Raw genomic sequence first — 24,103 nt, forward strand, 5'->3', positions numbered from 1 at the left:
GGCTACCAGACCGCAAAGAACAGTGCCCATGCGACGCAATACGGAATGGTCCCCAGTGCGACCAGCAACAAGGCATTGAGGCGGGATCCCGACGACGCAGTACGAGAAGACGTGATGCGCCACACCAGGCGCATGCTCCAGAGCATTGCCAGGCCGAGCACGCCGAACCGCAATGCGCTTGCCCAGGCGATGGACACACCCTCATGTTGAAGCAAGGTCAGCGTTGTGGCGGACAGCCCCAGGAATACCCCCGCACCCGCCGCAGGAATGAGACCCAACGCCATGTCATGAATGCCGCGGCTCGCTTTCGCGATCGGTGCACCTGAGGAGTCTTTCACACCCGGCATGCGTAGCGGTGGCAATACCTTGTCGGCGGCCCATAAGCCGAGGAATACCGGGCCGCCCAGACACACGGCGGCACCAACGATGAACAACACAATGACGCTGCCGTCCAGCCAGCTGAAACTATCGTTGACTTCGGGATAGTGCGTAAGCAGGAACCAGGGAGCGTTCTGCTCCAACGGCCAGTAGACATCGTGGTTGACCAGCCAGGTTGCGGCAGCCTGCTTTACCACCACAAACCATGGGCTGGCGCTCCAAAGGAAAGCCCCCACCGCCAGGCCCATCAAGCCGAAAACGATGAGCGCTGTCTGCCAGCCATCACCATTCGCCACGCGCACGATCTCTGCCTCTGGGGATCGCGGCGTCAATTGAATGGCGCCACGATAATCGCTACAGCGTCCACACATATGGCAATCCGATGCGCCCTGCATATGCCGCAGAGGCACGAGCGGCGCGCAATTGATTGTTTCGGTACGGCGCTCGGGATGCCGCCAGGCATCTTCATTGACTTTATAGTGCCACGGGGCCAGCTTGGCCAACAGGTTGAATACACCATTGACCGGGCATAGATACTTGCACCATACGCGCTTGTTGCGTCCATACAGCCACCCCACCAGCATGGCTGCGAGCGTCGACCCGCCCAATACAGCTAGTACCGCCCACGGATATTGATACACGCTGACCAGTTGCCCATAGATGGTGGTCAGGGAAAACGCGACAAAAGGCCAGCCGCCCCACCGCATCCACTTGGGGATCGCCCTGCCCCGTCCATGCCCGCTGGCCCACTCACTGAGCATCCCTTCGGGACAAAACCAACCGCACCATGCCCGCCCCATCAGCGGCATGGACACCAGTACGAAGGGCCACCAGATTCCCCAGAAGGCAAATTGGGCAAAAACCGTAAGGTTGTTGAACACAGACGCTGTACGTCCCGGCAGTGGCAAAAGCGCCGGCACGATAAGCAGAAACGCGTAGGCGGCAACGATTATCCATTGCATGCCACGGAGCCATTTTGCATGGTCGCGCAGAAAGTCGGCGAAGCTCACCGCCCCATTTTTCAGTATTAGCAGGGACATATACCCGCCTTATGCCTTGGCCGTAAGCGGCGCCGCCGAACGTGCCGAGGGCGCCCGGGCACGCCGCAATAGCCGCCATGCCGCGATCCAGTACAGCACCCAGATCAGTACTGCGGAAAGCGCCGGATAAGCGCGGTACCCGGCAAAGTCGGCCAGTACCTTGCCCAGCCCCTGATTGGCATCGAGCAGCGCCGAACTATCCCAGACTGGATCCACGATGACCGGCAAGGCTTCCAGGGAAATAAGATGGTCCAGCCCTGACATCAGCAGTGAACCGGCCAGCAAAAGCAGCACTGTTTCGGTAAGCTGGAAGAAGCGCCGCCAGCTGATCAGCCTTCCGCCCAGCTGCAGTACCCAAAACGTAAGCAGTGCCGCAACGAATCCCATGACGCCCGCTATTGCCAGCTGCAAGTCTGAATGGTCCGCGCCACCGCCCGCTATGGTTCCGTAAAGGAAGACGACTGTTTCGCTTCCTTCGCGCGCCACGGCAATCATGACGAGAACCAGCAGACCCCACCAGTTTGAATCGTTCGTTTGCCGCGCGGCACTGTCTTCGAGCTCGCGCCTAAGTGATCGACCATGGCGCTTCATCCAATACACCATCTGCACGACCAGAACGCAAGCGGCCAGAGCCATGATGGCCTGAAACCATTCCTGCCCCGCATCGGACAACCAGGACGATACACCCAACAACACCAGCGCCAGTGCCACGGCCAGCGCGAGCCCGGCTGCGACACCGCCCCACAGCCACGGAAGCCCGCGGCGCCCGGCCGCACTGGTGCGCAGCCAGGTGAACAGTATGCCGACCACGAGCAGAACCTCGACGCTTTCGCGCCAGACGATGAAAATCACTTGTTCCATTTTGAGTACCCGGTTTATGGCTTGGGCAGCACCACCAGGGTGCCCTTGGCGTCTTGATGGAAATCATCGAAAAAGGGGTAGTCGCCGGGCCGGGAGACATTCAAGACAACAAAAGATTTCACACCCGGGCCCAGGACTTTTTCCTTGCGCAATGGAAGGCTTTCAAACTCCACGGGTTCTTGGCTTTCATTGACCAGCACAAGCTTGAAGCGTCCCGCCGGGACCTCAAGTCGTTGGGGGTCGAAGTTGCCGTCCGGCTTGAACGTGATTGTGAAGGTGGGGAGGTCGGCGGCCAGCGCCGGAGTACCGAGCCCCGCCATCAGGGCGAGGGCAAGAAGCGCCCAGTATCTGGAAGACACCATCAATAACCGCCTTTCTTGCCCGTGCCGGCATAGACGAAGTCGTACTGCACCTCGAAGCGCGTGAACCAGGGATCGACGCCCGTTTCCTTGTCAATGTGGCGTCCGAAATGGTTCATCTTTCCGGATTCGGGATTGCTTATGATGAAAGTAAGCTGATATTTACCGGGCCCATCCAGCTTGACGTTATCGCCGTAATGCGGACCATCGTTGGCGACCATGGGCATCAACTCGCCTTTGTGGACAGCGCTCGCGCCTTTCTTCTGCAAGACGTACTGAATGTTCAGGTAAGGTGCCCAGGCGCCTTCCGGCAAGCCGTTCTTGTTGTCGGCGGTAGCATGGATGTCGGCTTCGAGGTGAATATCGGAATCTTTGGCGTCGCGCATCATGCCGGGCGGATCCATTTCGATGGGCTGCAAATACACGGCAGCCACCTCCAGGCCGTGATGTTCAGCGGGGACGCCTATAGGGTATTCAGCCGCGTTAGCCGACAAGGCGCAGCCAGCCCCCAGCAAAATCGAAAAGAATTGTTTGTTCATGGGTACCGTTACCAAAACGTCGTGAATGGGGATGATTCTCATTATGAGCCTCACGATCTTACAAGCGTCTGAAATACCGGCTTTTGATTCAAAACAATCAATTCGGTGCTGGACGATATTTTTTGCTGGAGGTACGCCGGCTGCTGGACGGAACAAGCTGTGAGCGCGCCCTGCCGGGCGCACCATAAAAAAGCGGCCCGATCGGGCCGCCCAGAGAGCGCAAATGAAGCGCGCGCTATTTCTTTTTGTTATCGACCCCAGTAGGAGTGAACGGGAACCCCGTAAAGATATTTCGCGACTGATCCTGCATCTGGTCCTGCATCTGGACGAACATATTCTTGCTTTGGTCAATATAATTGCTCATCATGTTCTGCAGCACCGGAGTCTGCACATTCATGAATTGAGCCCAGGCTTCCGGCCCGAACTGCGTGCCGTATACGCCTTTTGATTGCTCGGCCATCCGGTTCTGGATGTCCATGAAGGCCTGGATATTCTTTTCAAGAAAAAGGCCCATGACGCCCTGGGTGGAATGGCCATAGAAGCGGATAATTTGCGATAACGCCGTAGGCGAAAACATAGGCACGCCACCGCTTTCTTCTTCAAGGATGATTTGCAAGAGAATGCTGCGCGTGAGGTCTTCGCCGGACTTGGCATCGATGACCTGAAAGCCTTCGTTATCCAGCACCAGTTGCTTCACGTCCGACAAGGTAATGTAACTGCTGGTTTTCGTATCGTACAAGCGCCTGTTCGGGTACTTCTTTATCAGACGGATCGAAGCAGCAGTTTGAGTTTGCGTCATAACCTAACCAAGTAAAAACATAACAGTGTTCGCCGACCTGTCGGCAAACACTGTTAAGGAAGGCAAAGCCCTGGAGGGGCTTAACCCATATGCAAGCCACCATTCAGCGAAAAATCTGCGCCAGTGGCAAAACCGGAGTCGCCGGACGCCAGCCACGCCACCATCGAACCGATCTCTTCGGGCGTGCCCAGGCGCCTGACCGGAATGGTGGCGATGATCTTCTCGAGAACGTCAGGACGTATCGCCCTGACCATATCGGTACCTATGTACCCGGGAGATATCGTGTTGACCGTTATTCCTTTATTGGCCACCTCTTGGGCCAGCGCCATGGTGAACCCGTGTATGCCCGCCTTTGCCGTGGAATAATTGGTTTGCCCGAATTGCCCTTTCTGACCATTTACCGAACTGATGTTGATAATACGCCCCCATTGCTGATCTATCATGCCCTCGATAACCTGCTTGGTCACATTGAACAGACTGTTCAGGTTGGTGTCGATGACGGCGCGCCAATCTTCCTGGGTCATTTTCCGAAACAGTCCGTCGCGGGTGATGCCAGCGTTATTGACCAATACCGAGACGGGCCCGATTTCGTCCTGCACTTTATGGAAAGCGTCGACGGTTGAGTCCCAATCGGAAACATTGCCAACCGAAGCATGAAACTTGTATCCAAGCGCCGCCTGTTCGTCGATCCATTGACTGAAATTGCGGCTGGGGCCGCAACCGGCCACCACGGTAAAGCCTTCTTTGGCCAGACGCTGGCATATGGATGTACCTATGCCGCCCATTCCACCTGTTACATACGCAACTTTGCCGCTCATTGTGTGCTCCTTTTTTTAAATTTCCGACAATCTGCCGTTGCCGGCCTGCATTGCGGCGCTTCTAGACTGCTTTGACCTTGACGTAGTCGCCGGGAGCCGGCTGCAACGGCATGTAATGCGCATTACCCAATTCTGTACGGGCGTCGACCAGGCCGCCGGAGTGCGAGCTGAGCCAGGATGTCCAGTCGGGCCACCAGCTGCCGGCGTGCTGTGTTGCGGCATCGAGCCAGGCTTGCGGACCGGAAACCTTTTTGCCGGATGAGGATTCGGTGTCATGAACCCAGTAATTACGACGCTTCTTGGCAGGATGGTTGATGACGCCGGCAATATGCCCCGATGCGCCCAACACGAAACGGGATGACCCCGACAAAAGATGCGTTGCCTTATACGAGGCATGCCATGGCACGATGTGGTCATCGCGAGAGCCATAAATATAGGCAGGCATAGTCAGCCGGCCCAGATCGATGCCCTGCCCGTCAACCGTTACCCGGTTTGGAACCTTCAGGTTGTTCTCGAGATAGGTATTTCGGAAGTACCAGGTAAAAAATGGGCCCGGAAGATTGGTGCCGTCGGCATTCCAGAACAACAGGTCGAACTTCTGTGGCGATTCGCCTTTGAGGTAGTTGTTGACGACGTAGTTCCAGACGAGTTCACTGGGGCGCAGAAAGGAGAATGTGGTACCCAGTTCGCGCGCAGACATGAGGCAGCCGTGACCTAGTTGCCTTTCACGTGAACTGGCGTGCAGTTCGTCGACGAACACATCGAGCACACCCGTTTCTTCGAAGTCGAGCAAGGTGGTGAGCAGCGTAAGCGACGCCACCGGATCGCGGCCTTCGGCACGGGCAAGAGCCAGCGCCGACGCCAACAAGGTGCCGCCCACGCAGAAGCCCAGGGCATTGACCTGCGCCTGTTCCGATACGTCGCAGGCGATATCGACAGCCTGAAGCACGCCATGCTTGAGGTAGTCGCCCCATGTGGCATCTTTGATGCCGTCGGTGTCGCCAGGCAGCGGGTTGCGCCATGAAATCAGGAAGACCGTAAAGCCTTGCTCTACCGCGTAGCGCACGAAGGAATTTTCGGGCTGAAGGTCGAGTATGTAGTATTTATTGATGCAAGGGGGCACGATAAGCAGGGGCTTCTGGTGCACCTTGTCGGTGAGAGGCGCGTACTGAATGAGCTGCATGAGCTCGTTCTGGAATATGACCGAACCTTCGGTAACGGCGATGTTCCGGCCCAGTTCGAACTGAGACTCGTCAGATTGGGTAAGCCGCCCCTTTTGCATATCGGCCAACAGGTTCTGGATGCCGAGGCCAAGAGATTGCCCGTTGGTTTCGAGGAGCTTGCTTTGGACCTCGGGATTGGTGACCATGAAGTTTGAGGGCGACATGGCTTCCACCCACTGCATGACTGAAAAGCGAAGACGGTTTTTTACGGGTTCGCTTAACTCGGCGGCGTCGACCATTTGATTCATGGCCCTTGCCGAAAGCAGGTACGCGTGGGCAGCCACCAGATAGCCGGGGTGGGTTTTCCATGCTTCAGACGCGAAACGCCGGTCTGCCGGCTTTTCGAGCGAGCCCTGCTGGGCCGACGTAATGATACGCAGCCATTCGCGCGAGAAATCGGCCTGTATTTCAGCGAGCTTTTCGGGCGCTACGCTTACCGGACCTGGCCACTGGGATGGGGACGAAGCACTCACTTTGGACACCTTGCATAGATCGACGCTCGACACCATCTTGTATCCCAATCGAGATGCTGTCAATCAGGGAAAGTCGCTACGCAATTCGGCCTCTTGTCATAGTGAAGAGGGATTATCCAGCCAAGCCAGGGTAACGAGCCGCCCCGTTTGCATATCGCGCCGGTATGAATAAAACAATTCGGGCCGGGAATAGGTGCAATAACCGCTAAGCTCAATGCTTTCGACGCCAGCCCTTTGCAGCCTGTGTCGCGCCAGGGACGGCAGATCAGCCAGCCATTTCGTGCCCGGGACGGTTTCGGCGAAAAAATGGGCGGCCTGTTCATCATGGTCGGCGAACGCGGCGAACACATCGGCGCCCACCTCGAAATGCCTGGGACCAATGGCAGGCCCTATCCAGGCGCGCCAAGCTACGGCTGCCGGATGACGTTCGCGCAATGCGGCGAGCGTGTTCTCGAGCACGCCGGCGGCAAGTCCGCGCCATCCGGCATGAGCCACGCCCAACGCACGGCCATCGATGCTGGCCAACACCACGGGCAGGCAGTCTGCCGTCATCACGGCCAGCACCCGACCGTACTGCATCGTGATCGCCGCATCAGCGTTCGGAACCGGTGGCGGAGTGCCGGGCGGCACGTCGGCATAATGGTCCGGGTCATGGACTTCACAGCCATGCACCTGGTTCAGCCATACTGGGTCGCCGGGCAGAAAGCGACGCAACGCGTCCCGGTTGGCCTGTACATGCGAGGCCTTGTCTCCGGTATGCAGGCCAACGTTAAGCGAGGACCAGGGACCGCCGCTGACCCCGCCTTCGCGCGTGCTGCAGAAATAGCTGACGCCCGGCCACGCCGTGCCCGATATGGTGGGAACAGCCCTGTGTGGACTCATGCCTCCCACGATATGCCTTCCAGCACTTGCCTGAAGTCGTCAGGAAGAGGAGCTTCGAATGACACCCTTTCACCGGTGGCCAGGTCGTCGAAACTGAGGATTTGCGCGTGCAGCATCTGGCGCGTTGCGCCGGCGATGAGCTTGCCCCCATAGAGGACGTCGGCGACCAGAGGATGGCGCAAACTGGTCATATGCACGCGAATCTGGTGGGTGCGTCCCGTTTCCAGCTTGCATGCCACTTCCGTCACGGGCATATCATCATTGGAGCAGCCGGAACGCAGGGGGGAATAATGGGTGACGGCTGGCTTGGGCGCGATGGGGTTGTCGACGGCCATCCGCACCGGCACGCGCGGGTCGCGGCCGATCTCCGCCTTGACCGTACCCGGCCGGTTCAGGCGTCCGTGTACCAGCGCCAGGTATTCCCGGCTGACGGTTCTGGCCTGCAATTGCCGGATCAGATGCGTTTGCGACTTTTCATGGCGGGCCACCACCAGCAGCCCCGATGTGTCCTTGTCCAGCCTATGCACAATGCCTGCGCGAGCCACCAGGCCAAGCTCGGGAAAACGGTGAAGCAAGCCATTGAGCAAGGTGCCCTGCCAGTTGCCGGCACCCGGATGCGTAACCAGGCCGGCCGGCTTGTTCACGACGATCCAGTCGGCACTTTCCGCGATTACGCTGAAATCGACAGGCTCAGGGCTGAAGGCCAGCGATTCCGGGGGCGATTGCTCGAACACCGCAAGCTTGTCGCCGGCATTGACCATTTGCTTTATGCGCCCAGGCTGGCCGTTGACCAGCACATGCCCGCCTTCTATCCAGCCCTGGAGCCGGCTGCGGGAATGATCGGGAATAAGCCGGGCCAGCACTTTGTCCAGCCGTTCGGGAAGGGCCTTGAATGGAAGCTGGAATTCCAGGGGCGCGGCAGGTAATAAACTTTCTTTGGAGATATCTGTGTCAGGCATGGCGACAAATCATATAATCAGCCTGCAATGCTAACACCAAGGATGCTTTTGTGACTCGTCTCGACCTCCACATATTTCGATTTCCCGGCCTGAAGCGCCTGGGTCAGGCCCTGCTTGTTTTTGCTGCCGCCAGCTTGATTGCCGGATGCGGTACCGTCAAGACCGAAACAGATCCCACCGCGGGCTGGTCAGCCGACCGCTTGTACCAGGATGCCCGCACCGAAATCAGTGCTGGCAACTGGAAAGACGCCCGCACCCGCCTGGAAGCGGTGGAAGCACGCTACCCGTTTGGCGGCTTTGCGCAACAATCGCTTATCGATCAGGCCTACATCAACTGGAAAGACGAAGAGCCCGAACAGGCATTGGCTGCCATCGATCGCTTTCAGCAGCAGTATCCGAATCATCCCGGCACCGATTACATGCTGTATCTGAAGGGGCTGATCACCTTCACCCCGCCAAGCGCGGCATTTACGAAGTTCACACGCCAGGACCCCAGCGAGCGAGATCCCAAGGGGCTGCGCGAATCCTATGAGTCGTTCAACGAGCTCATCGAAAGGTATCCCGACAGCCGCTATACGGCCGATGCCAAGAAACGTGTAACGTGGCTGGTCGACACCATAGCCCGCAACGAAGTCCATGTGGCTGAATACTATTACACGCGCGGCGCCTATGTGGCCGCCATTAACCGCGCGCAAACAGTCATCACCGATTTCCAGGGCGTGCCCGTGGCAGAACGTGCGCTATATCTTATTTACCTGTCGTACGACAAGCTGGGCATGACCGAGCTGCGCGACAACGCCAAGCGCGTGCTCGACCATAACTTCCCGAACACCCAGTATTACGAAAAAGGCCTGGAAGAGTCGGTCAACAACTGGAACCCCATCAACTGGTTCTAGTGCTCCTGCTGAACCTATAGCGCTTGCGTGGCCTGCTTCTTCTCGATAAACGCCACGACTTGCGCAGGTTCACGGGTGCGGGCAAACGGCGGCAAGCCGCGCCACAACAGTTTGCCGTAGGGTTTCTCGACGATACGTGCGTCGCCCACCATCAACACCCCCCAATCCTGCTCTGATCGAATAAGGCGCCCGGCGCCCTGCTTCAGGGCAATGGCCGCTTCCGGCAACTGATATTCCATGAAGGGGTTGCCGCCTTGCGTGCGGCAGAGGTTCAGCCGCGCCTCCAGGACGGGATCGTCAGGAGGCGCAAAAGGCAGCTTGTCGATGGCGACCAGTGTCAGGGCATCGCCCGGCACGTCGATGCCTTCCCAGAAGCTGGCACTGCCGACCAATACCGCGTTCTTTTCCGTACGGAATCGTTCCAGCAGCGCACCACGGGAACTTTCCCCCTGCCGCAGCAAGACACGATCAATATCGTGATCTTCAAAATGATCTTGCAGCAGCTCCGCGATTCGGTCCACCGCACGCAGAGTGGTGCACAACACCAGCACGCCGCCAGTGGATGTGCGGATCAAGGGCAGCAAGGCGGCCACGAATTTCTCATTGAACTCGCGATCGCTGGGCAGCGGCAGGTTCTTCGGCACATACAGCACGCCTTGTCCTGCGTAGTCGAAGGGAGAGTTCCAGCTTTCCGTGCGGGCTTCCCAGAGGCCCAGCTGGCGCAGGAAGTGGCCAAAATCGCCATGCACGGACAGCGTTGCCGAAGTGAGCACCCAGGCCTGGTCTTTGCCGCGGTAGCGGGAAAAGATCTGCGCAACGGACAAGGGAGCGCTATGCAGTCGCATATGATGCAGGCTTTGCTCAACCCACCGGACGGCGGCGACAAGCTCTTTGCCGCCTGGCGAGCCGTCGGCCTTGGGAGGATTGAGCGCGTTGTTCCCCATCCTGTCGGGCTGGCTCCACTGGTACAGCTTGGCCCGTATATCCAGGCAGGTCTTGGCCACCGCGGCAAGATCCGGGTGTTTTTCGCTGACCACGCCCAGCAGTGCCGAGCTGTCGTCCAGCACTTGCAGTAGCTCCTGCAGTGCCGCATCGAACTCTGCCGCATTGGGGATGGCCTGGAAAGTAGCTTTGCGACCGGGCATCTTGTCGATAGGCGCGCCTGCAAGGCGAAGCTGGCGCGCTGCATGCTCTATTCTCTTGCCGACTTCGCTCCAGTTGGTCGATTCGCGTGCGTAGGCCAGCCCTGCGGCTTCGGTCGCCCGGGACAGATCCAGCAACTGGTGCGACGAAACGCTGGAGCCCAGAAAGCGCGTGGCGATATCGGGCAACTGGTGGGCTTCATCAAATACGACCAGCTCGACGGTGGGCAACAATTCGGTGATGCCTTCCTCGCGCAGTGCCAAGTCGGCCATGAACAAGGCGTGATTGACGACCACGAGGTCCGCATCCTGTGCCTGGCGGCGCGCCTTCAGCACGAAACAGTCGCGTACATGGGGGCATTCCTGGCCCAGGCAATTCTCCCGCGTGGACGTGACACGATTCCAGATATCGGCATCTTCGGGAACCTGTACCAGATCGCTTTTGTCCCCTGTCTTGGTTTGCTGTGCAAAGAGCTGTATATGACGCAACTGGCTTATTTCGGCACGCGACTTCAGTGCGCGGTCGTCACCCGACAAGCGTTCCAGGTGATACGGACAGACATAATTGCCACGGCCTTTCAGGAGGGCAACATTGATGGGCAGGGCCAGGGCCTTGCGCAAGCGCGGCAGATCGCGCCGGAACAGCTGATCCTGCAACGTGCGGGTTCCGGTGGACACCAGCACCTTGCTGCCGCTGAGGAAGGCGGGCACCAAGTACGCCCAGGTCTTCCCGGTGCCCGTGCCCGCCTCGGCGATCAGGATGGAATGATCACGCAAGGTTTCCTCGATTGCCTGAGCCAGTTCGAGTTGTGCCTGCCGCGGATGATAGTCGGGCATGGCCTTGGCAATAGGCCCATCGGGGGCGAAGATATCAGAGAGTTCTTGCAGGAGCATTGAGGGTAAATACGGAAACTATCCGCGTGAATGGGGTACGGAAAAAGGGTAAAGTCCTCAGAGAGGAACCGTACGTGTGATGATACCCGCGTATTTTCGGCTACGCTGTCGGCTTGTGGCAAAATTCGCCGCACGATTTATGTTTTTATTATGGACTCATGACTGATACCTCTGTGCAAGCCAAACCCGTCTCTGTGGTGCAAGCGGCGGATCCCGCCCGCATCATTGCCTTGCTGGCCAATGAACTCAATGTTCGAACATCGCAGGTCGCAGCCACGGTAGAACTGCTCGACGACGGCGCAACCGTTCCATTCATTGCCCGTTACCGCAAAGAAGCCACCGGGGGGCTGGACGATACAGTACTGCGCAATCTTGAAATACGCTTGTTATACGTGCGCGAACTTGAATCGCGGCGTTCGGCCATCCTGGAGTCCATCGAGCAACAAGGCAAACTCAGCGAAGCCTTGCACAAGGAAATCAATGCCGCCGACACCAAGCAGCGGCTTGAGGATCTGTATGCACCATTCAAGCCCAAGCGACGCACTCGCGCGCAAATAGCCCGCGAAGCCGGCCTCGAACCGCTGGCCGATGCCATTATCGCCGATCCGGCGTGCGATCCCGCCTTGCTGGCCGCGGACTATCTGAATGCCGAGGCCTCCATCAATGATACCAAGGCGGCACTCGACGGCGCCCGCGATATCCTGGCAGAGCGCTACGCCGAGAACGCGGACCTGCTGGCCAACATGCGTGACTATCTGTGGAACACCGGACTTCTGTATTCCAAAGTGGTCGAAGGCAAGGAAAACGACGGCGACAACTTCCGCGACTGGTTCGACTTCAGCGAGCCGCTGCGCCTGCTGCCCTCCCATCGCATTCTGGCCATGCTACGCGGACGACAACAAGGTGCCCTGGACATCCGCCTTGGTCTCGAGACCGAGCTCGAATCGCAAACGCCCCATCCCTGCGTCGTCAAGATCGCCAGCTTTTTGAACGTGCCGGCCGGCTTCGCCCCCGAAGCGCCTCCCCAGGCACGCTGGCTGGGCGAAGTGTGCCGCTGGACGTGGCGCGTCAAGCTGCTGACGGCCTTCGAGTCTGAACTCATAGGCCGCTTGCGCGATACCGCCGAGCAGGAAGCAATACGTGTATTTGCAGCGAACCTGAAAGACTTGCTGCTTGCCGCCCCGGCCGGCCCTAAGGCGGTGCTGGGCCTGGATCCCGGCATACGCACGGGTGTCAAGGCAGCGGCGATCGACGCCACGGGCAAGGTGCTGGATACCGCAACCATCTATCCTTTCGAGCCGCGCCGCGATCGCGACGGCAGCATCAAGACGCTGGCTGCCCTGGTGGCAAAGCACAAGATCGAACTCGTTGCCATTGGAAACGGCACCGCCTCGCGAGAAACCGAAAAGCTCGTGATCGACATGATGGAAAAGTACCCCGCCATTACACTGACGCGCGTGATGGTCTCGGAAGCGGGGGCATCGGTGTATTCCGCCTCGGAATTGGCCGCCCATGAGTTCCCCGACCTGGATGTCACGTTGCGGGGCGCGGTATCCATCGCCCGGCGCTTGCAGGACCCGCTGGCTGAACTGGTCAAGATCGAGCCCAAGGCAATCGGTGTCGGCCAGTACCAGCACGACGTGAACCAGCGCGAGCTCGCGCGGTCACTGGACGCCGTCATCGAGGACTGCGTAAACGCCGTTGGCGTCGACGTCAATACGGCGTCGGCGCCGTTACTGACACGCGTCTCGGGCCTTAGCGCGCTAGTGGCCAAGAACATAGTCAACTGGCGCGATGAACATGGCGCCTTTTCCAATCGCAAGGCCCTGCTCAAAGTCCCACGTTTCGGCGACAAGGCCTTCGAGCAGGCAGCAGGATTCCTGCGGGTGCCCGACGGCGACAATCCGCTGGACGCGTCATCGGTCCACCCTGAAGCCTACCCGGTCGTCGAGCGCATACTGGCAAAGGTCAAGGCCGAAGCCAGGCAAATCATGGGACAGCAAGGCGCTCTCAAAGGTATCTCGCCGTCCGAATTCACCGATGAGCGCTTCGGGCTTCCCACCGTAAAAGATATTTTTGCCGAACTGGAAAAGCCTGGTCGAGACCCCCGTCCGGAGTTCAAGACGGCGCAATTCAAGGAAGGCGTCAATACCATCAACGACCTTCACGTCGGCATGATACTGGAAGGCGTGGTCACGAATGTGGCCAACTTCGGCGCCTTTGTCGACGTCGGTGTCCATCAGGATGGACTGGTCCATATTTCCGCCCTGTCCGATACCTTTATCAAGGATCCGCGCGATGTCGTGAGGGTCGGACAGACAGTAAAGGTCAAGGTCCAGGAAGTGGACGCTCCACGCAAACGCATCGGGCTCACAATGCGCCTGAACGATGATGCCGCTCCGGTGCGCCGCGCGGCCCCCGATCGTCGCCCCGGCGCCGGCACACCCCGCCATGCCCAGGCACGGAACGCCCCGGAACCTGCTGCTTCAGGCGCCATGGCAGCCGCTTTTGCCAAACTCCGGAAATGAGCCCTATGACTACCGAACCCGACTCTTATCCACAGAAGCTGGCCACGCTTATCGGACTGCTTTCCTGCGACGACCTCGATGAACACGAGACATCCCGCATCGTCAACATCTGTATCCAGGCGAAAACCGATGCGGCCAAGACCCTGAAAGAAAACTACGGAGCTGACGCGGCCAAGGTGGCCGAATACGATTCCCAGGGCGTGAGTTCTTTCATCATTTTTGTCGAACTCGAAGACTACTTTGCGGTTGCCGATACGGTGGACGAACTTTATGAGCAGATCATCGATGCCTTCGAGCATCCCGCACTGCCTGAGTATCCTTACGACAACAACAGCTTCGAGACCATCAATGACTTCTATCATTGGGTCGACCAGCAACTACAGACGCATCATGAAAAGTACAGCCTGATTACTTTCGGCGAGAGCTATACGCACGATTTCCAGGTCATCCTGGTTTATCGGGACAAAGTTTCCGACATTCTTTCGTTGTGCCGCGAACTCGGACTACAGGCACAGCGCTGCGAATAAAGGGCGCCCGGCCACACGGGCGCAAGAGGTCTAACCCGGTCACCGGCGGCAGGTATGGATATGTCATCAAAGCTTGATCCCCTGGTCAGCTTCCGCAATGTGCAAAAGTCGTACGACGGCGGAGCGCTGGTCGTCAAGGACCTGAATCTCGATATATACCCGGGCGAGTTTCTTTCTTTGCTGGGCCCTTCCGGTTCGGGCAAGACCACATGCCTGATGATGCTGGCCGGTTTCGAGTTTCCTACCGGCGGCGAAATTTTCCTGGATGGGCAAAGCCTGAACCATGTGCCGCCGCACAAGCGCAATATAGGCATGGTGTTTCAAAACTATGCCCTCTTTCCGCATTTGACTGTTGAAAAAAACCTGGAGTACCCGCTCAAGGTAAGGAAGATGCCCGCCGCACAACGTCGGCAACGTATTGCAGAGGCCCTGGAAATGGTCCAAATGGGCAGTTTTGCCAAGCGCTATCCCGGCCAGCTTTCTGGAGGCCAGCAACAACGTATCGCCCTGGCGCGGGCCCTGGTCTTTGACCCCAAGCTGGTATTGATGGATGAGCCGCTGGGCGCGCTGGACAAGCAACTTCGCGAGCACATGCAACTCGAGCTCAAGGCCTTGCATCGATCATTGGGCATTACCTTCGTATACGTCACCCACGATCAAAGCGAGGCACTGACCATGTCGGACAGGGTCGCGGTATTCCATCAAGGCGTTATCCAGCAGGTGTCGGCCGTGAACACGCTCTACGAATCGCCCTGCAGCAGCTTCGTGGCGGGCTTTGTCGGCGATTGCAATCAATTGACCGCCACCGTTGAATCCGCTGAAGGCGGCAACTGTGTCGTACGGCTTGCCGACAATTCGCCCCTTGCCGCGTTGAACATCAACGATCTCGCTGCCGGCGCATCCTGCATCGTGGCGATACGTCCGGAGCGGCTGCACATTGCCGGCAGTGGCGTATCCAATGCGATTGCCGCCACGGCGCTCGATACCGTCTACTTCGGCGACCATGTCAGGCTGCGGTGCCAAATAGCAGAACAAACATCTGTTTTCGTCAAGCTGCCCCTGACGGATGGCCAGCTCATCGATGCGATAAATCCCGGCAATCCCATTTTTCTACAAGCCCTGCCGCAACATGTCAGGGCCTTCCGCCCCCCGGTATAACTGAACGACACGATACGGAGACAAAACATGAAAATTCGAAACACGCTACAAAGCGCCGCACTCGCTACCTGTTTGGTGACTACCGCAATGGGATCAGCCATGGCCCGCGATCTCACTGTCGTCAACTTTGGAGGTGCTAATGGCGACGCGCAAAAGATCGCATTTATTGAGCCGCTGGAAAAAGAACTCGGCATCAAAATAATCGGCGTGGCCTACAACGGTGAACAAGCCAAGGTGAAAGCCATGGTCGAAACCAATAATGTGGTCTGGGATGCGGTCGAAGTCGAAACCGCGGACCTGGGCCGCGGCTGCGAAGAGGGCCTGTATGAACAGCTCGACTGGAGCAAGATAGGCGACAAGAACAACTTCGTCCCCGAGGCCGTCCATGACTGTGGCGTGGGCACGTTTGTATGGTCGACGGTGCTGGGCTACAACGGCAAGACGCTCAAAGCCACGCCGCAGGGCTGGGCCGACTTCTGGGACGTCAAGAAATTTCCCGGCAAACGCGGCATGCGCAAAGGCGCTCGCTACAACCTCGAGTTTGCGCTCATGGCCGACGGTGTCGCGCCCAAGGATGTCTACAAGGTGTTGGCCACTCCCGAAGGCATAGACCGGGCTTTCAAGAAGCTGGATGAGATCAAGCCCCACGTCCAATGGTGGGAGGCCGGCGCGCAACCGGTCCAGATGCTTGCGGCGGGCGATGTCGCCATGTCCACGGTATATAACGGCCGAATCGATGCGGCGAACCGTGAAGGCCAGTCATTGAAGATAGTCTGGAACGAAAGCATTTACGACCTGGATTACTGGGTGATCCCAACCGGCTCTCCCAATAAGGAGCTCGCCGAGAAATTCATCAAGTTCGCTTCCTCGACCGCGCCGCAGTTGAACTACGCGCAACACATTGCCTACGGCCCCATCAACAAAGAGGCGATCGCAAAGCTCGATCCCAAGCTGTTGGCCGACATGCCGAACTCGCCCGACAACATCAAGAACGCCTTGCTGTCCAGCTACGACTATTGGGCGGACCACGGCGAAGAACTGGACCAACGTTTCTCGGCCTGGTCCACGCGTTAAACCAGGCGTACGATGCAATTGAGCCGCGCTGCCCGATCCGCCATGGAAAAAACCATGTCGGCGACGGCCCGCCGACAAAAATGGCGGGCGTTTGCGCTGATCGCTCCGCTTGCCCTGTTCCTGTTCGTCATTTTCGTCATTCCGATCAGCGCGCTGCTGTATCGCGCGGTCGACAATCCCGAAGTGATTGAACGCCTTCCGGGCACGCTCGTCGTTCTGGAAAACTGGGACGGTGAACAGGCGCCCGCGGATAACGCCTATACCGCACTGATGAACGACCTGCTCCAGGCAAAAGCCGATTCAGGCACGGGCAGCCTGGCGCGCAGGCTGAATTACGAAATTTCGGGCTATCGCACGCTGATTTTCAAGACCGTACGGCGCCTGCCCTTCGACGACGGAAGCGCACTGAGCGCGGAGCAGGTCAAATCGCGTTTTATCGACGTCGACCCGCGCTGGGGCGAGGCGCGCTACTGGCAAGCCATCGCCAACAATGGAACATCTTACTCGCCCTATTATCTTTTGGCGGCGCTAGACCTGAAGCAGGAAGCCGACGGCAGCATCGCGCGGGTGCCACCCAGCACGTCGGCTTTCCTGGAGATCTTCGGACGGACTTTCCTGATCAGCGCGGTCGTCACCGTGGCAACGCTGCTTCTGGGCTTTCCCCTGGCCTACTGGATATCGACCTTATCCAAACGACGGGCCAACCTGGTCATGATATGCATCCTGATACCCTTCTGGACATCGATACTGGTGCGCATCGCCGCATGGGTCGTGCTGCTGCAACGCCAGGGACTGGTCAACAAGACGCTGATGGGCGCCGGGCTTACCGGCGAACCGGTTGATTTGCTGTTCAATCGCCTCGGCGTGTATATAGCCATGACGCACATCCTGCTGCCGTTCATGATCCTGCCTATCTATAGCGTGATGCAGTCCATTCCGCCGACCTACCAGCGCGCGGCCGTATCGCTGGGCAGCCATCCATTTGCCGCATTCTGGCGCGTATACGTGCCCCAGACTTATCCCGGGGTAGGCGCGGGCACATTGCTGGTATTCATCATTGCCGTCGGCTACTACATTACACCGGCCTTGCTGGGCGGCGCAGGCGACCAGATGATCAGCTACTACGTCGCCTATTTCACCAACCAGACCATCAACTGGGGTATGGCCAGCGCGCTCGGATTCATCCTGCTTGTCGGCACACTGATACTGTATTCCTTGTACCGGCGCCTGTCCGGGCGCGAACTGGGGCTGGGCTGATGCCAGTTGATCAGAAAGGATTGCAATGAAGGCCAGCCACTTCCCGCCCTACACGTCCGGACCCCAACGCGCCTGGCACTACGGCCACCGGGTCCTCAGCATACTCACGTTGCTGTTCCTGCTGTTGCCCATCCTGGTCATCGTTCCCTTGTCCTTCAGCGAAAGCAGCTTGCTGATGTATCCCATACCCTCTTTTTCAATGAAGTGGTATGAAGCGCTCTTCGAATCACGCGACTGGATGCGTGCGGCGCGCAATAGTTTCATCGTGGCGCCGTCGGCCACGGTCATTGCGACGGTATTGGGCACGCTGGCGGCCACCGGACTGCATAACAGCAACTTTTTTGGCAAGAGCCTGCTGATGGCGGTTTTGATTTCGCCGATGATCGTCCCGCTGGTCGTGGTCGGGGTCGGAATATATTTGTTCTTTGCACCCTATGGCCTTACCAGCAGCTATATGGGCCTGATCCTGGCCCATGCCGCGCTGGGTGCTCCATTTGTCGTCACGACGGTACTGGCAACGCTGCAAGGTTTCGATCAAAACCTGCTGCGCGCCGCCTATAGCCTGGGCGCCAATCCACTAAAGGCATTCTTCACCGTCACCCTGCCCATTATTGCGCCTGGTGTCATTGCCGGCGCCTTGTTCGCCTTTGCCACCTCTTTTGACGAGGTCGTGATCACCCTCTTCCTGGCGGGACCGGAACAGGTCACCCTGCCCCGACAGATGTTCACCGGCATACGCGAAAACATAAGTCCCATCATTGCCGCCGTGGCGACCATACTTATTGTTTTCTCAACCTTCCTGCTTTTGACTCTGGAGTGGTTGCGCGGTCGCAGCCAGGCCGCGGCGGTGTCCGCGACCGGAGCTTGACCAATGGGGGTCAGGCTTGATCGGAGCGCAGGCCTTCGATGGCCTGCGTGACGGACTCAAGCTGGGCCAAAGGAAAGCGCACAGCCACGGTCCCGTCTATATCGACAAGGATCGTTCCGCTTTCTTCCCTCAACAGCGTTGCAAGCGGCGTTTCCTGCAAGGCCTTGGTCAGTGCGCCGGCCGCCTTGGGATTATCAAAAGGCTCGGACAACAGCAGCTCCCGACCATCCGCAGCCAGCAGGCGAAAACGGAATTTTCCATCCTCATCACGGAAACTGACGAAGCGCGCCCGCTTGCCGGCAGGCTTTTTGTCAGTAGCCGGCTTCGCAGCGCGCGGCGCAGGCGTTGTGCGCAAGCCCACCGCCTCGCGCAAACGCTCCATGAGCGGCTGCGAAAGGCGGCGCGCCTTGCCGGCGCCGGCCTGCAGGATGTCTTCAATACGTTCGGGGTGGGCCATGAGGTCGGCATAGCGCTCGCGCATGGGCGCGAGATCCTGCTCGATACGGTCCGATAACGCGTCTTTGGCATCGCCCCAACCCATACCCGCTTCGAGTTGCTCGCGAAAGCTTCGGGCTTCGGACGGCGTGGCAAATGCCCGGTACAGCATGTACAGATGCGAGCCCTCGGCGTCTTTTGCCTGGCCGGGCTCGCGCGAATCCGTCACGATGCGCTTGACTGCGGCACGCAAAGCCTTTGAGCCGCCTTCGAACAACGGTATGGTGTTGTCATAGCTCTTGGACATCTTGCGGCCATCAAGGCCAGGCAGGGTCGCCACGTCATCGTCGATCTGCACATCGGGCAGTACGAAGAAGTCGGTACCGCGCCCATACAAATTATTGAAGCGCTGGGCAATGTCACGCGTCATCTCCAGATGCTGGATCTGGTCGCGGCCCACGGGCACCTTATGGGCATTGAACATCAGGATATCGGCCGCCATCAGTATGGGATAGGAAAACAAACCCATATTGATGCCATCGTCCGGCTCGGCGTGCCGGGCAATATTCTGGTCCACGGATGCCTTGTAGGCATGGGCCCGGTTCATCAAGCCTTTTGCCGTCACGCAGGTAAGCATCCAGCACAGTTCCGGAATCTCGGGGATATCGGACTGACGGTAGAAAGTGACTTTCTCGGGATCCAGTCCCGCTGCGATCCAGGTCGCTGCTATCTCGAGACGGGAACGCGCAATACGCTGTGGGTCGTCGCACTTGATCAGCGCATGGTAATCGGCCATGAAATAGAATGCATCCACCCCCGGAAGCAAACTGGCTTGTATCGATGGTCGAATGGCGCCGGCATAATTGCCCAGGTGAGGAGTTCCGGAAGTCGTGATGCCAGTTAATACGCGGGTATTCATAATCGCTTGATTCAGACAGATTGCAGGGAAGGTGCCGTGTTCTTGCTTGGCGGTGTTCTACAGGGTAACGGCCATACGCCGATCGGATTCGAGATATTCGAGCGACTGCATCTCCATGATGCGTGACACCGTACGGTGGAATTCATTGGCCATTGGCCCCTCAGTGTACAGTTCATCGGCCTCGCATTCGGCGGATATGATCAGCTTGACCTTGTGGTCGTAGAAGACGTCGATCAACCAGGTGAAGCGACGCGCTTCCGATGCGTGGCGCGGGCCCATGCGCGGTACGTCCGACAATATAACCGTATGGAAACGGCTTGCCAGGTCCAGATAATCATTTTGCGACCGCGGGCCACCACACAAGGTCGCGAAATCGAACCAGACTATGCTGCCGCCCAGCGCGATGGCCTTGAGCTGGCGGTGCTCAACCGTAAGCACCGGTTTCATGGGCGCGGTATCGAGCAGGCGGTTGAAGTCGGCCTCAAGCTCTTTATTAGTCTGGGCGGTGATAGGGGTAAGGTACATGCGCACCTGTTCCAGCGCGCGACGACGATAGTCAATTCCGGTATCTACATTCAATATATCCATTCTTTCCTGCAGCAGCTTGATCGCGGGCAGAATGCGATCACGGTGCAAGCCGTCGGGATACAGCGTCGAAGGTTCATAGTTGGAGGTCATGACGAATGACGTACCGTGTTCAAACAGCTTGAGCAAGAGACGGTACAGAATCATGGCGTCGGCCACGTCGGACACATGGAACTCGTCGAAGCAAATAAGGCGATAGCGCTTCGCAATGCGTCGCGCCACCTCATCCAGCGGATCCTGCTGCCCGCGCACCTCGCCCAGCTCGTGATGCACCCCTCGCATGAATTCATGAAAATGCAGGCGAGCCTTGCGCTTGACCGGCACGGTGAGGTAGAAGGCGTCCATCAGAAAGCTTTTGCCGCGCCCCACTCCGCCCCAAAGGTAAACGCCCCGGGGTACGTCCGGCCGACGGAAAATCTTCTTGAACGATGAGGATCGCGCATTCTTGAACGCTATCCATTCGTCAAAATACACCTGGAGGCGCTCGACGGCGGCCAGTTGTGCTTCATCGCATTGGAAGCCGCGCTCGTTGAGCGCCTGGTGGTAATACTCTAGGACATTCATTGGACCGGACTCGTATAACGATGAAGGGCAGGTCAAACGCCCGCCCCTCATCAGGTCATGCTGTACGTAAAATCGTTGATCAGAAATTCAACGTGCGCTTGTCGACAGCCAGGGCCGCTTCTTTCATGGCTTCGGACAAGGTTGGATGAGCATGGCAGATACGCGCGATGTCTTCAGCCGCACCCCGGAACTCCATGATAGTGACGGCTTCGGAGATAAGCTCGGACGCCTGGGGACCAATGATGTGAACGCCAAGCACCTCGTCTGTCTTCGCATCGGCGAGTATCTTGACGAAGCCCGTTGTATCGCCCAAGGCGCGTGCGCGTCCGTTAGCCATGAAGGGAAAGCTGCCTGCCTTGTATTCGCGTCCTTCGGTCTTGAGCTGTTGCTCGTTCTTGCCGACCCAGGCGATTTCCGGCGAGGTGTAGATGACTGAAGGAATGGTGCCGAAGTTGACGTGACCGTGCTGTCCGGCGATACGCTCGGCCACCGCAACGCCCTCTTCCTCGGCCTTGTGGGCCAGCATGGGACCGCGCACCACGTCGCCCACTGCCCACACGTTCGGAAGATTGGTCTTGCAATCGTCGTCAACGGCAATGAAGCCGCGTTCGTCCAGCTTGAGACCAACGGTCTCGACACCCAGGCCCGAGACATTGGGAACCCGGCCGATGGAAACGATGAGGCGGTCGACAACCAACTTCTGCTCGGCGCCCGATGCGTCGGTATAAGGGACGGTAACGGATTTGGCCGTGGATTTGACTTCACCGATCTTGACGCTGGTCTGGATGGCCAGGCCTTGCTTGGCAAACGCCTTCTGTGCTTCCTTGGCCACTTGCTGGTCGGCAACCGCGAGGAACTCGGGCATGGCTTCCAGTATGGTCACTTCGGCACCCAGGCGACGCCATACGCTGCCCAGTTCCAGGCCGATTACGCCCGCGCCGATAACGCCCAGTTTCTTGGGCACGGCCGGAATGCGCAAGGCGCCGTCGTTGGACAGTACTTGCGTTTCGTCGAATGGCAGGCCGGGCAGCGCGCGCGGCGAGGAGCCGGTGGCCACGATGACATGCTTGGCGACCAGGTCTTCGTCGGATGTGCCCGACACCTTGATGGACCAGCCGCCGTCAACGTGCGCCACGAATGAGCCCGTGCCGTGGAAGAACGTGATCTTATTCTTCTTGAAAAGATACAAAATGCCATCGTTGTTCTGCTTGACGACGGTATCTTTACGGCCAACCAGGGTGTCGAGCTTGAGCTCCACGCCTTTGATTTCGATGCCGTGCTCGGCAAAATGATGGTTGGCCTGCTCGTAATGTTCGGACGACTGCAACAAGGCCTTGGACGGAATGCAACCTACGTTGGTGCACGTGCCGCCAGGAGCGGGCTTGCCATCCGCTGTGCTCCAGGCATCGATACATGCCACGCTTTGGCCCAGCTGGGCAGCACGGATTGCGGCGATATAGCCGCCTGGGCCCGCACCGATGACGACCACGTCAAATTGTTTAGCCATAATTTTCTCGATCTAGATAGTGTTGGCGCGAACCACCCGAGGGATTCGCGGGGCGCGAGGAAGCGGCGGCCTTGCCACTGAACGCTTCCACGACGAAAACAGACATCAAAAAAACGGCCGGCACGTCCTGCACAAGGAGCGCCAGCCGGGTTTTCATTGCACCGTAGCCTGCATGCCTGGCTTAGACGTCCAGCAGGAGGCGCTGTGGATCTTCCAGCGCTTCCTTGATGGCTACCAGGGCCAGCACCGCTTCGCGTCCGTCGATAATACGATGGTCATAAGACATGGCCAGGTAATTCATCGGGCGCACCACAACCTGGCCGTTCTCGACCACTGCGCGGTCTTTCGTGGCATGGATGCCCAGAATGGCCGACTGCGGAGGATTGATGATAGGCGTGGACAGCATGGAACCGAAAACGCCGCCATTGGAGATGGAGAACGTACCGCCGGTAAGCTCTTCGAGAGTCAACTTGCCGTCGCGAGCCCGGTTGCCGAAATCGGCGATCTGCTTCTCGATGTCGGCAATCGACATTTGATCGGCATTGCGCAGGATGGGAACGACCAGCCCGCGCGGACTGCCGACCGCAATACCGATATCGAAGTAGCCATGATAGATGATGTCTTTTCCGTCGACCGAGGCATTGACGACAGGGTACTTCTTGAGCGCGGCCACGGCGGCCTTGACGAAGAAGGACGTGAAGCCCAGCTTGACGCCGTGCTCTTTCTCGAATTGATCCTTGTACTTCTTGCGCAGATCGAGAATGCCTTGCATATTGACTTCGTTGAAAGTCGTGAGAATGGCATTATCGGCCTGCGACTGCAGGAGGCGTTCGGCAACGCGGGCACGCAGGCGGCTCATGGGCACGCGCTGTTCAGGACGACCGTCGAGCGACATGGTAGCGGGTGCGGCCGGGGCGGCGGCCTTCTTGGCGGGAGCGCTATTGGCGGCGAGTGCATCGCCTTTGGTCACGCGGCCACCGCGCCCCGAGCCTTCCAATGTAGCGGGATCCACGCCTTTTTCGGCCAGGATCTTGTTTGCAGCGGGAGAGGCTGCTGTGGACGCAGCCTGGGTAGTCGCGGCGGGAGCTGATGCAGCAGCCTCAGGGGCGCTGGCCGCTGGAGCTTGCGCAGGAGCGGCAGCTGCCTTGCCTTCGCTGTCGATGCGCGCCATGACTTCGCCCGAAGCGACGGTGCTTCCGTCACCTTTGACGATTTCCTTGAGCACGCCGGACGTTGGCGCGGGAACTTCCAGGACCACTTTGTCGGTTTCGACTTCTATCAGGATCTCGTCTGCTTCGACCGCTTCACCAGGTTGCTTCTTCCATGTAAGCAGCGTCGCCTCGGAAACCGATTCGGAAAGCTGGGGAACGAGAACATCAGTAATAGCCATGGTATGTATTCCGTTTTGAAAATATTCG

At 58.5% G+C, this 24,103-nt stretch carries 22 protein-coding genes; 7 read left to right on the forward strand and 15 right to left on the reverse strand.

All coding sequences use genetic code 11. The features are described from left to right. Positions 1-2: 2 nt before the first annotated feature. From CR159_RS02930 to CR159_RS02970, 9 genes are all read right to left on the reverse strand, one after another. A complete protein-coding gene (locus CR159_RS02930; protein ID WP_102072522.1) occupies positions 3-1,418 on the reverse strand; it encodes a 4Fe-4S binding protein in 1,416 nt (471 codons plus the stop codon). Positions 1,419-1,427: 9 nt separating this feature from the next. Beyond that, a complete protein-coding gene (locus tag CR159_RS02935) occupies positions 1,428-2,279 on the reverse strand; it encodes an FTR1 family iron permease (protein WP_102072523.1) in 852 nt (283 codons plus the stop codon). 14 nt (positions 2,280-2,293) lie between these two features. Beyond that, positions 2,294-2,641 carry a cupredoxin domain-containing protein gene (locus CR159_RS02940; protein ID WP_102072524.1) on the reverse strand — a complete coding sequence of 116 codons (348 nt, stop codon included), beginning with the start codon at positions 2,639-2,641 and terminating at the stop codon, positions 2,294-2,296. Next, positions 2,641-3,177 carry an iron transporter gene (locus CR159_RS02945; protein ID WP_102072763.1) on the reverse strand — a complete coding sequence of 179 codons (537 nt, stop codon included), beginning with the start codon at positions 3,175-3,177 and terminating at the stop codon, positions 2,641-2,643. The genes CR159_RS02940 and CR159_RS02945 overlap by 1 nt, the downstream gene beginning before the upstream one ends. Before the next feature lie 235 nt (positions 3,178-3,412). After that, a complete protein-coding gene (phaR, locus tag CR159_RS02950; RefSeq protein ID WP_102072525.1) occupies positions 3,413-3,976 on the reverse strand; it encodes a polyhydroxyalkanoate synthesis repressor PhaR in 564 nt (187 codons plus the stop codon). A gap of 80 nt (positions 3,977-4,056) precedes the next feature. After that, on the reverse strand, positions 4,057-4,794 hold the full coding sequence (gene phbB / locus CR159_RS02955) for an acetoacetyl-CoA reductase (RefSeq protein ID WP_102072526.1): 738 nt from the start codon (positions 4,792-4,794) through the stop codon (positions 4,057-4,059). 61 nt (positions 4,795-4,855) lie between these two features. Beyond that, complete coding sequence (locus CR159_RS02960) at positions 4,856-6,490, reverse strand: PHA/PHB synthase family protein (RefSeq protein ID WP_102072764.1); 1,635 nt, start codon at positions 6,488-6,490, stop codon at positions 4,856-4,858. A gap of 96 nt (positions 6,491-6,586) precedes the next feature. After that, positions 6,587-7,372 carry a peptidoglycan editing factor PgeF gene (gene pgeF, locus CR159_RS02965; protein ID WP_102072527.1) on the reverse strand — a complete coding sequence of 262 codons (786 nt, stop codon included), beginning with the start codon at positions 7,370-7,372 and terminating at the stop codon, positions 6,587-6,589. Beyond that, entirely contained in the window at positions 7,369-8,331 is a 963-nt protein-coding gene (locus tag CR159_RS02970; protein WP_102072528.1) for an RluA family pseudouridine synthase, read from the reverse strand. Before CR159_RS02970 ends, pgeF begins: the two co-directional genes overlap by 4 nt. Before the next feature lie 98 nt (positions 8,332-8,429). On the opposite strand from CR159_RS02970, the gene CR159_RS02975 reads away from it, so the two are divergent. After that, positions 8,430-9,227, forward strand: a complete 798-nt coding sequence (locus CR159_RS02975) for an outer membrane protein assembly factor BamD (protein WP_439650485.1) — start codon at positions 8,430-8,432, stop codon at positions 9,225-9,227. A gap of 14 nt (positions 9,228-9,241) precedes the next feature. On the opposite strand, the gene yoaA is transcribed toward CR159_RS02975, so the two are convergent. After that, on the reverse strand, positions 9,242-11,263 hold the full coding sequence (gene yoaA / locus CR159_RS02980; protein WP_102072529.1) for a DNA repair helicase YoaA: 2,022 nt from the start codon (positions 11,261-11,263) through the stop codon (positions 9,242-9,244). A 158-nt stretch (positions 11,264-11,421) separates the two neighbouring features. On the opposite strand from yoaA, the gene CR159_RS02985 reads away from it, so the two are divergent. From CR159_RS02985 to CR159_RS03010, 6 genes are read left to right on the forward strand one after another with little or no spacing between them, the layout of a single operon-like run. Beyond that, the gene (locus CR159_RS02985; RefSeq protein WP_102072530.1) at positions 11,422-13,791 is read left to right on the forward strand and encodes a Tex family protein; all 2,370 of its coding nucleotides are present in this window, start codon (positions 11,422-11,424) and stop codon (positions 13,789-13,791) included. Between the two features lie 5 nt (positions 13,792-13,796). Next, positions 13,797-14,318, forward strand: coding sequence for a hypothetical protein (locus CR159_RS02990; protein ID WP_102072531.1), 522 nt, complete (start codon positions 13,797-13,799; stop codon positions 14,316-14,318). Positions 14,319-14,378: 60 nt separating this feature from the next. Then, complete coding sequence (locus CR159_RS02995) at positions 14,379-15,476, forward strand: ABC transporter ATP-binding protein (RefSeq protein WP_102072766.1); 1,098 nt, start codon at positions 14,379-14,381, stop codon at positions 15,474-15,476. 27 nt (positions 15,477-15,503) lie between these two features. Further along, entirely contained in the window at positions 15,504-16,550 is a 1,047-nt protein-coding gene (locus tag CR159_RS03000) for an ABC transporter substrate-binding protein (protein WP_102072532.1), read from the forward strand. Positions 16,551-16,562: 12 nt separating this feature from the next. Next, a complete protein-coding gene (locus CR159_RS03005; RefSeq protein WP_102072533.1) occupies positions 16,563-17,807 on the forward strand; it encodes an ABC transporter permease in 1,245 nt (414 codons plus the stop codon). A gap of 25 nt (positions 17,808-17,832) precedes the next feature. Next, a complete protein-coding gene (locus CR159_RS03010; RefSeq protein ID WP_102072534.1) occupies positions 17,833-18,675 on the forward strand; it encodes an ABC transporter permease in 843 nt (280 codons plus the stop codon). A 10-nt stretch (positions 18,676-18,685) separates the two neighbouring features. On the opposite strand, the gene CR159_RS03015 is transcribed toward CR159_RS03010, so the two are convergent. The 5 genes from CR159_RS03015 to odhB form a co-directional block, all read right to left on the reverse strand. Further along, positions 18,686-20,029 carry a tryptophan--tRNA ligase gene (locus tag CR159_RS03015; RefSeq protein ID WP_102072535.1) on the reverse strand — a complete coding sequence of 448 codons (1,344 nt, stop codon included), beginning with the start codon at positions 20,027-20,029 and terminating at the stop codon, positions 18,686-18,688. Positions 20,030-20,086: 57 nt separating this feature from the next. Further along, entirely contained in the window at positions 20,087-21,178 is a 1,092-nt protein-coding gene (zapE, locus tag CR159_RS03020; protein WP_102072536.1) for a cell division protein ZapE, read from the reverse strand. 79 nt (positions 21,179-21,257) lie between these two features. Continuing rightward, entirely contained in the window at positions 21,258-22,685 is a 1,428-nt protein-coding gene (gene lpdA, locus CR159_RS03025) for a dihydrolipoyl dehydrogenase (RefSeq protein WP_102072537.1), read from the reverse strand. Beyond that, positions 22,678-22,842, reverse strand: coding sequence for a hypothetical protein (locus tag CR159_RS21510; RefSeq protein ID WP_158238492.1), 165 nt, complete (start codon positions 22,840-22,842; stop codon positions 22,678-22,680). The genes lpdA and CR159_RS21510 overlap by 8 nt, the downstream gene beginning before the upstream one ends. 24 nt (positions 22,843-22,866) lie before the next feature. After that, positions 22,867-24,075: a 2-oxoglutarate dehydrogenase complex dihydrolipoyllysine-residue succinyltransferase gene (gene odhB, locus CR159_RS03030; protein WP_102072538.1), complete on the reverse strand. Its 1,209-nt coding sequence runs from the start codon at positions 24,073-24,075 to the stop codon at positions 22,867-22,869. Positions 24,076-24,103 lie beyond the last annotated feature (28 nt).

Origin of the sequence: Pollutimonas subterranea, from assembly GCF_002849655.1 — a bacterium.
Lineage (GTDB): Bacteria > Pseudomonadota > Gammaproteobacteria > Burkholderiales > Burkholderiaceae_B > Pollutimonas > Pollutimonas subterranea.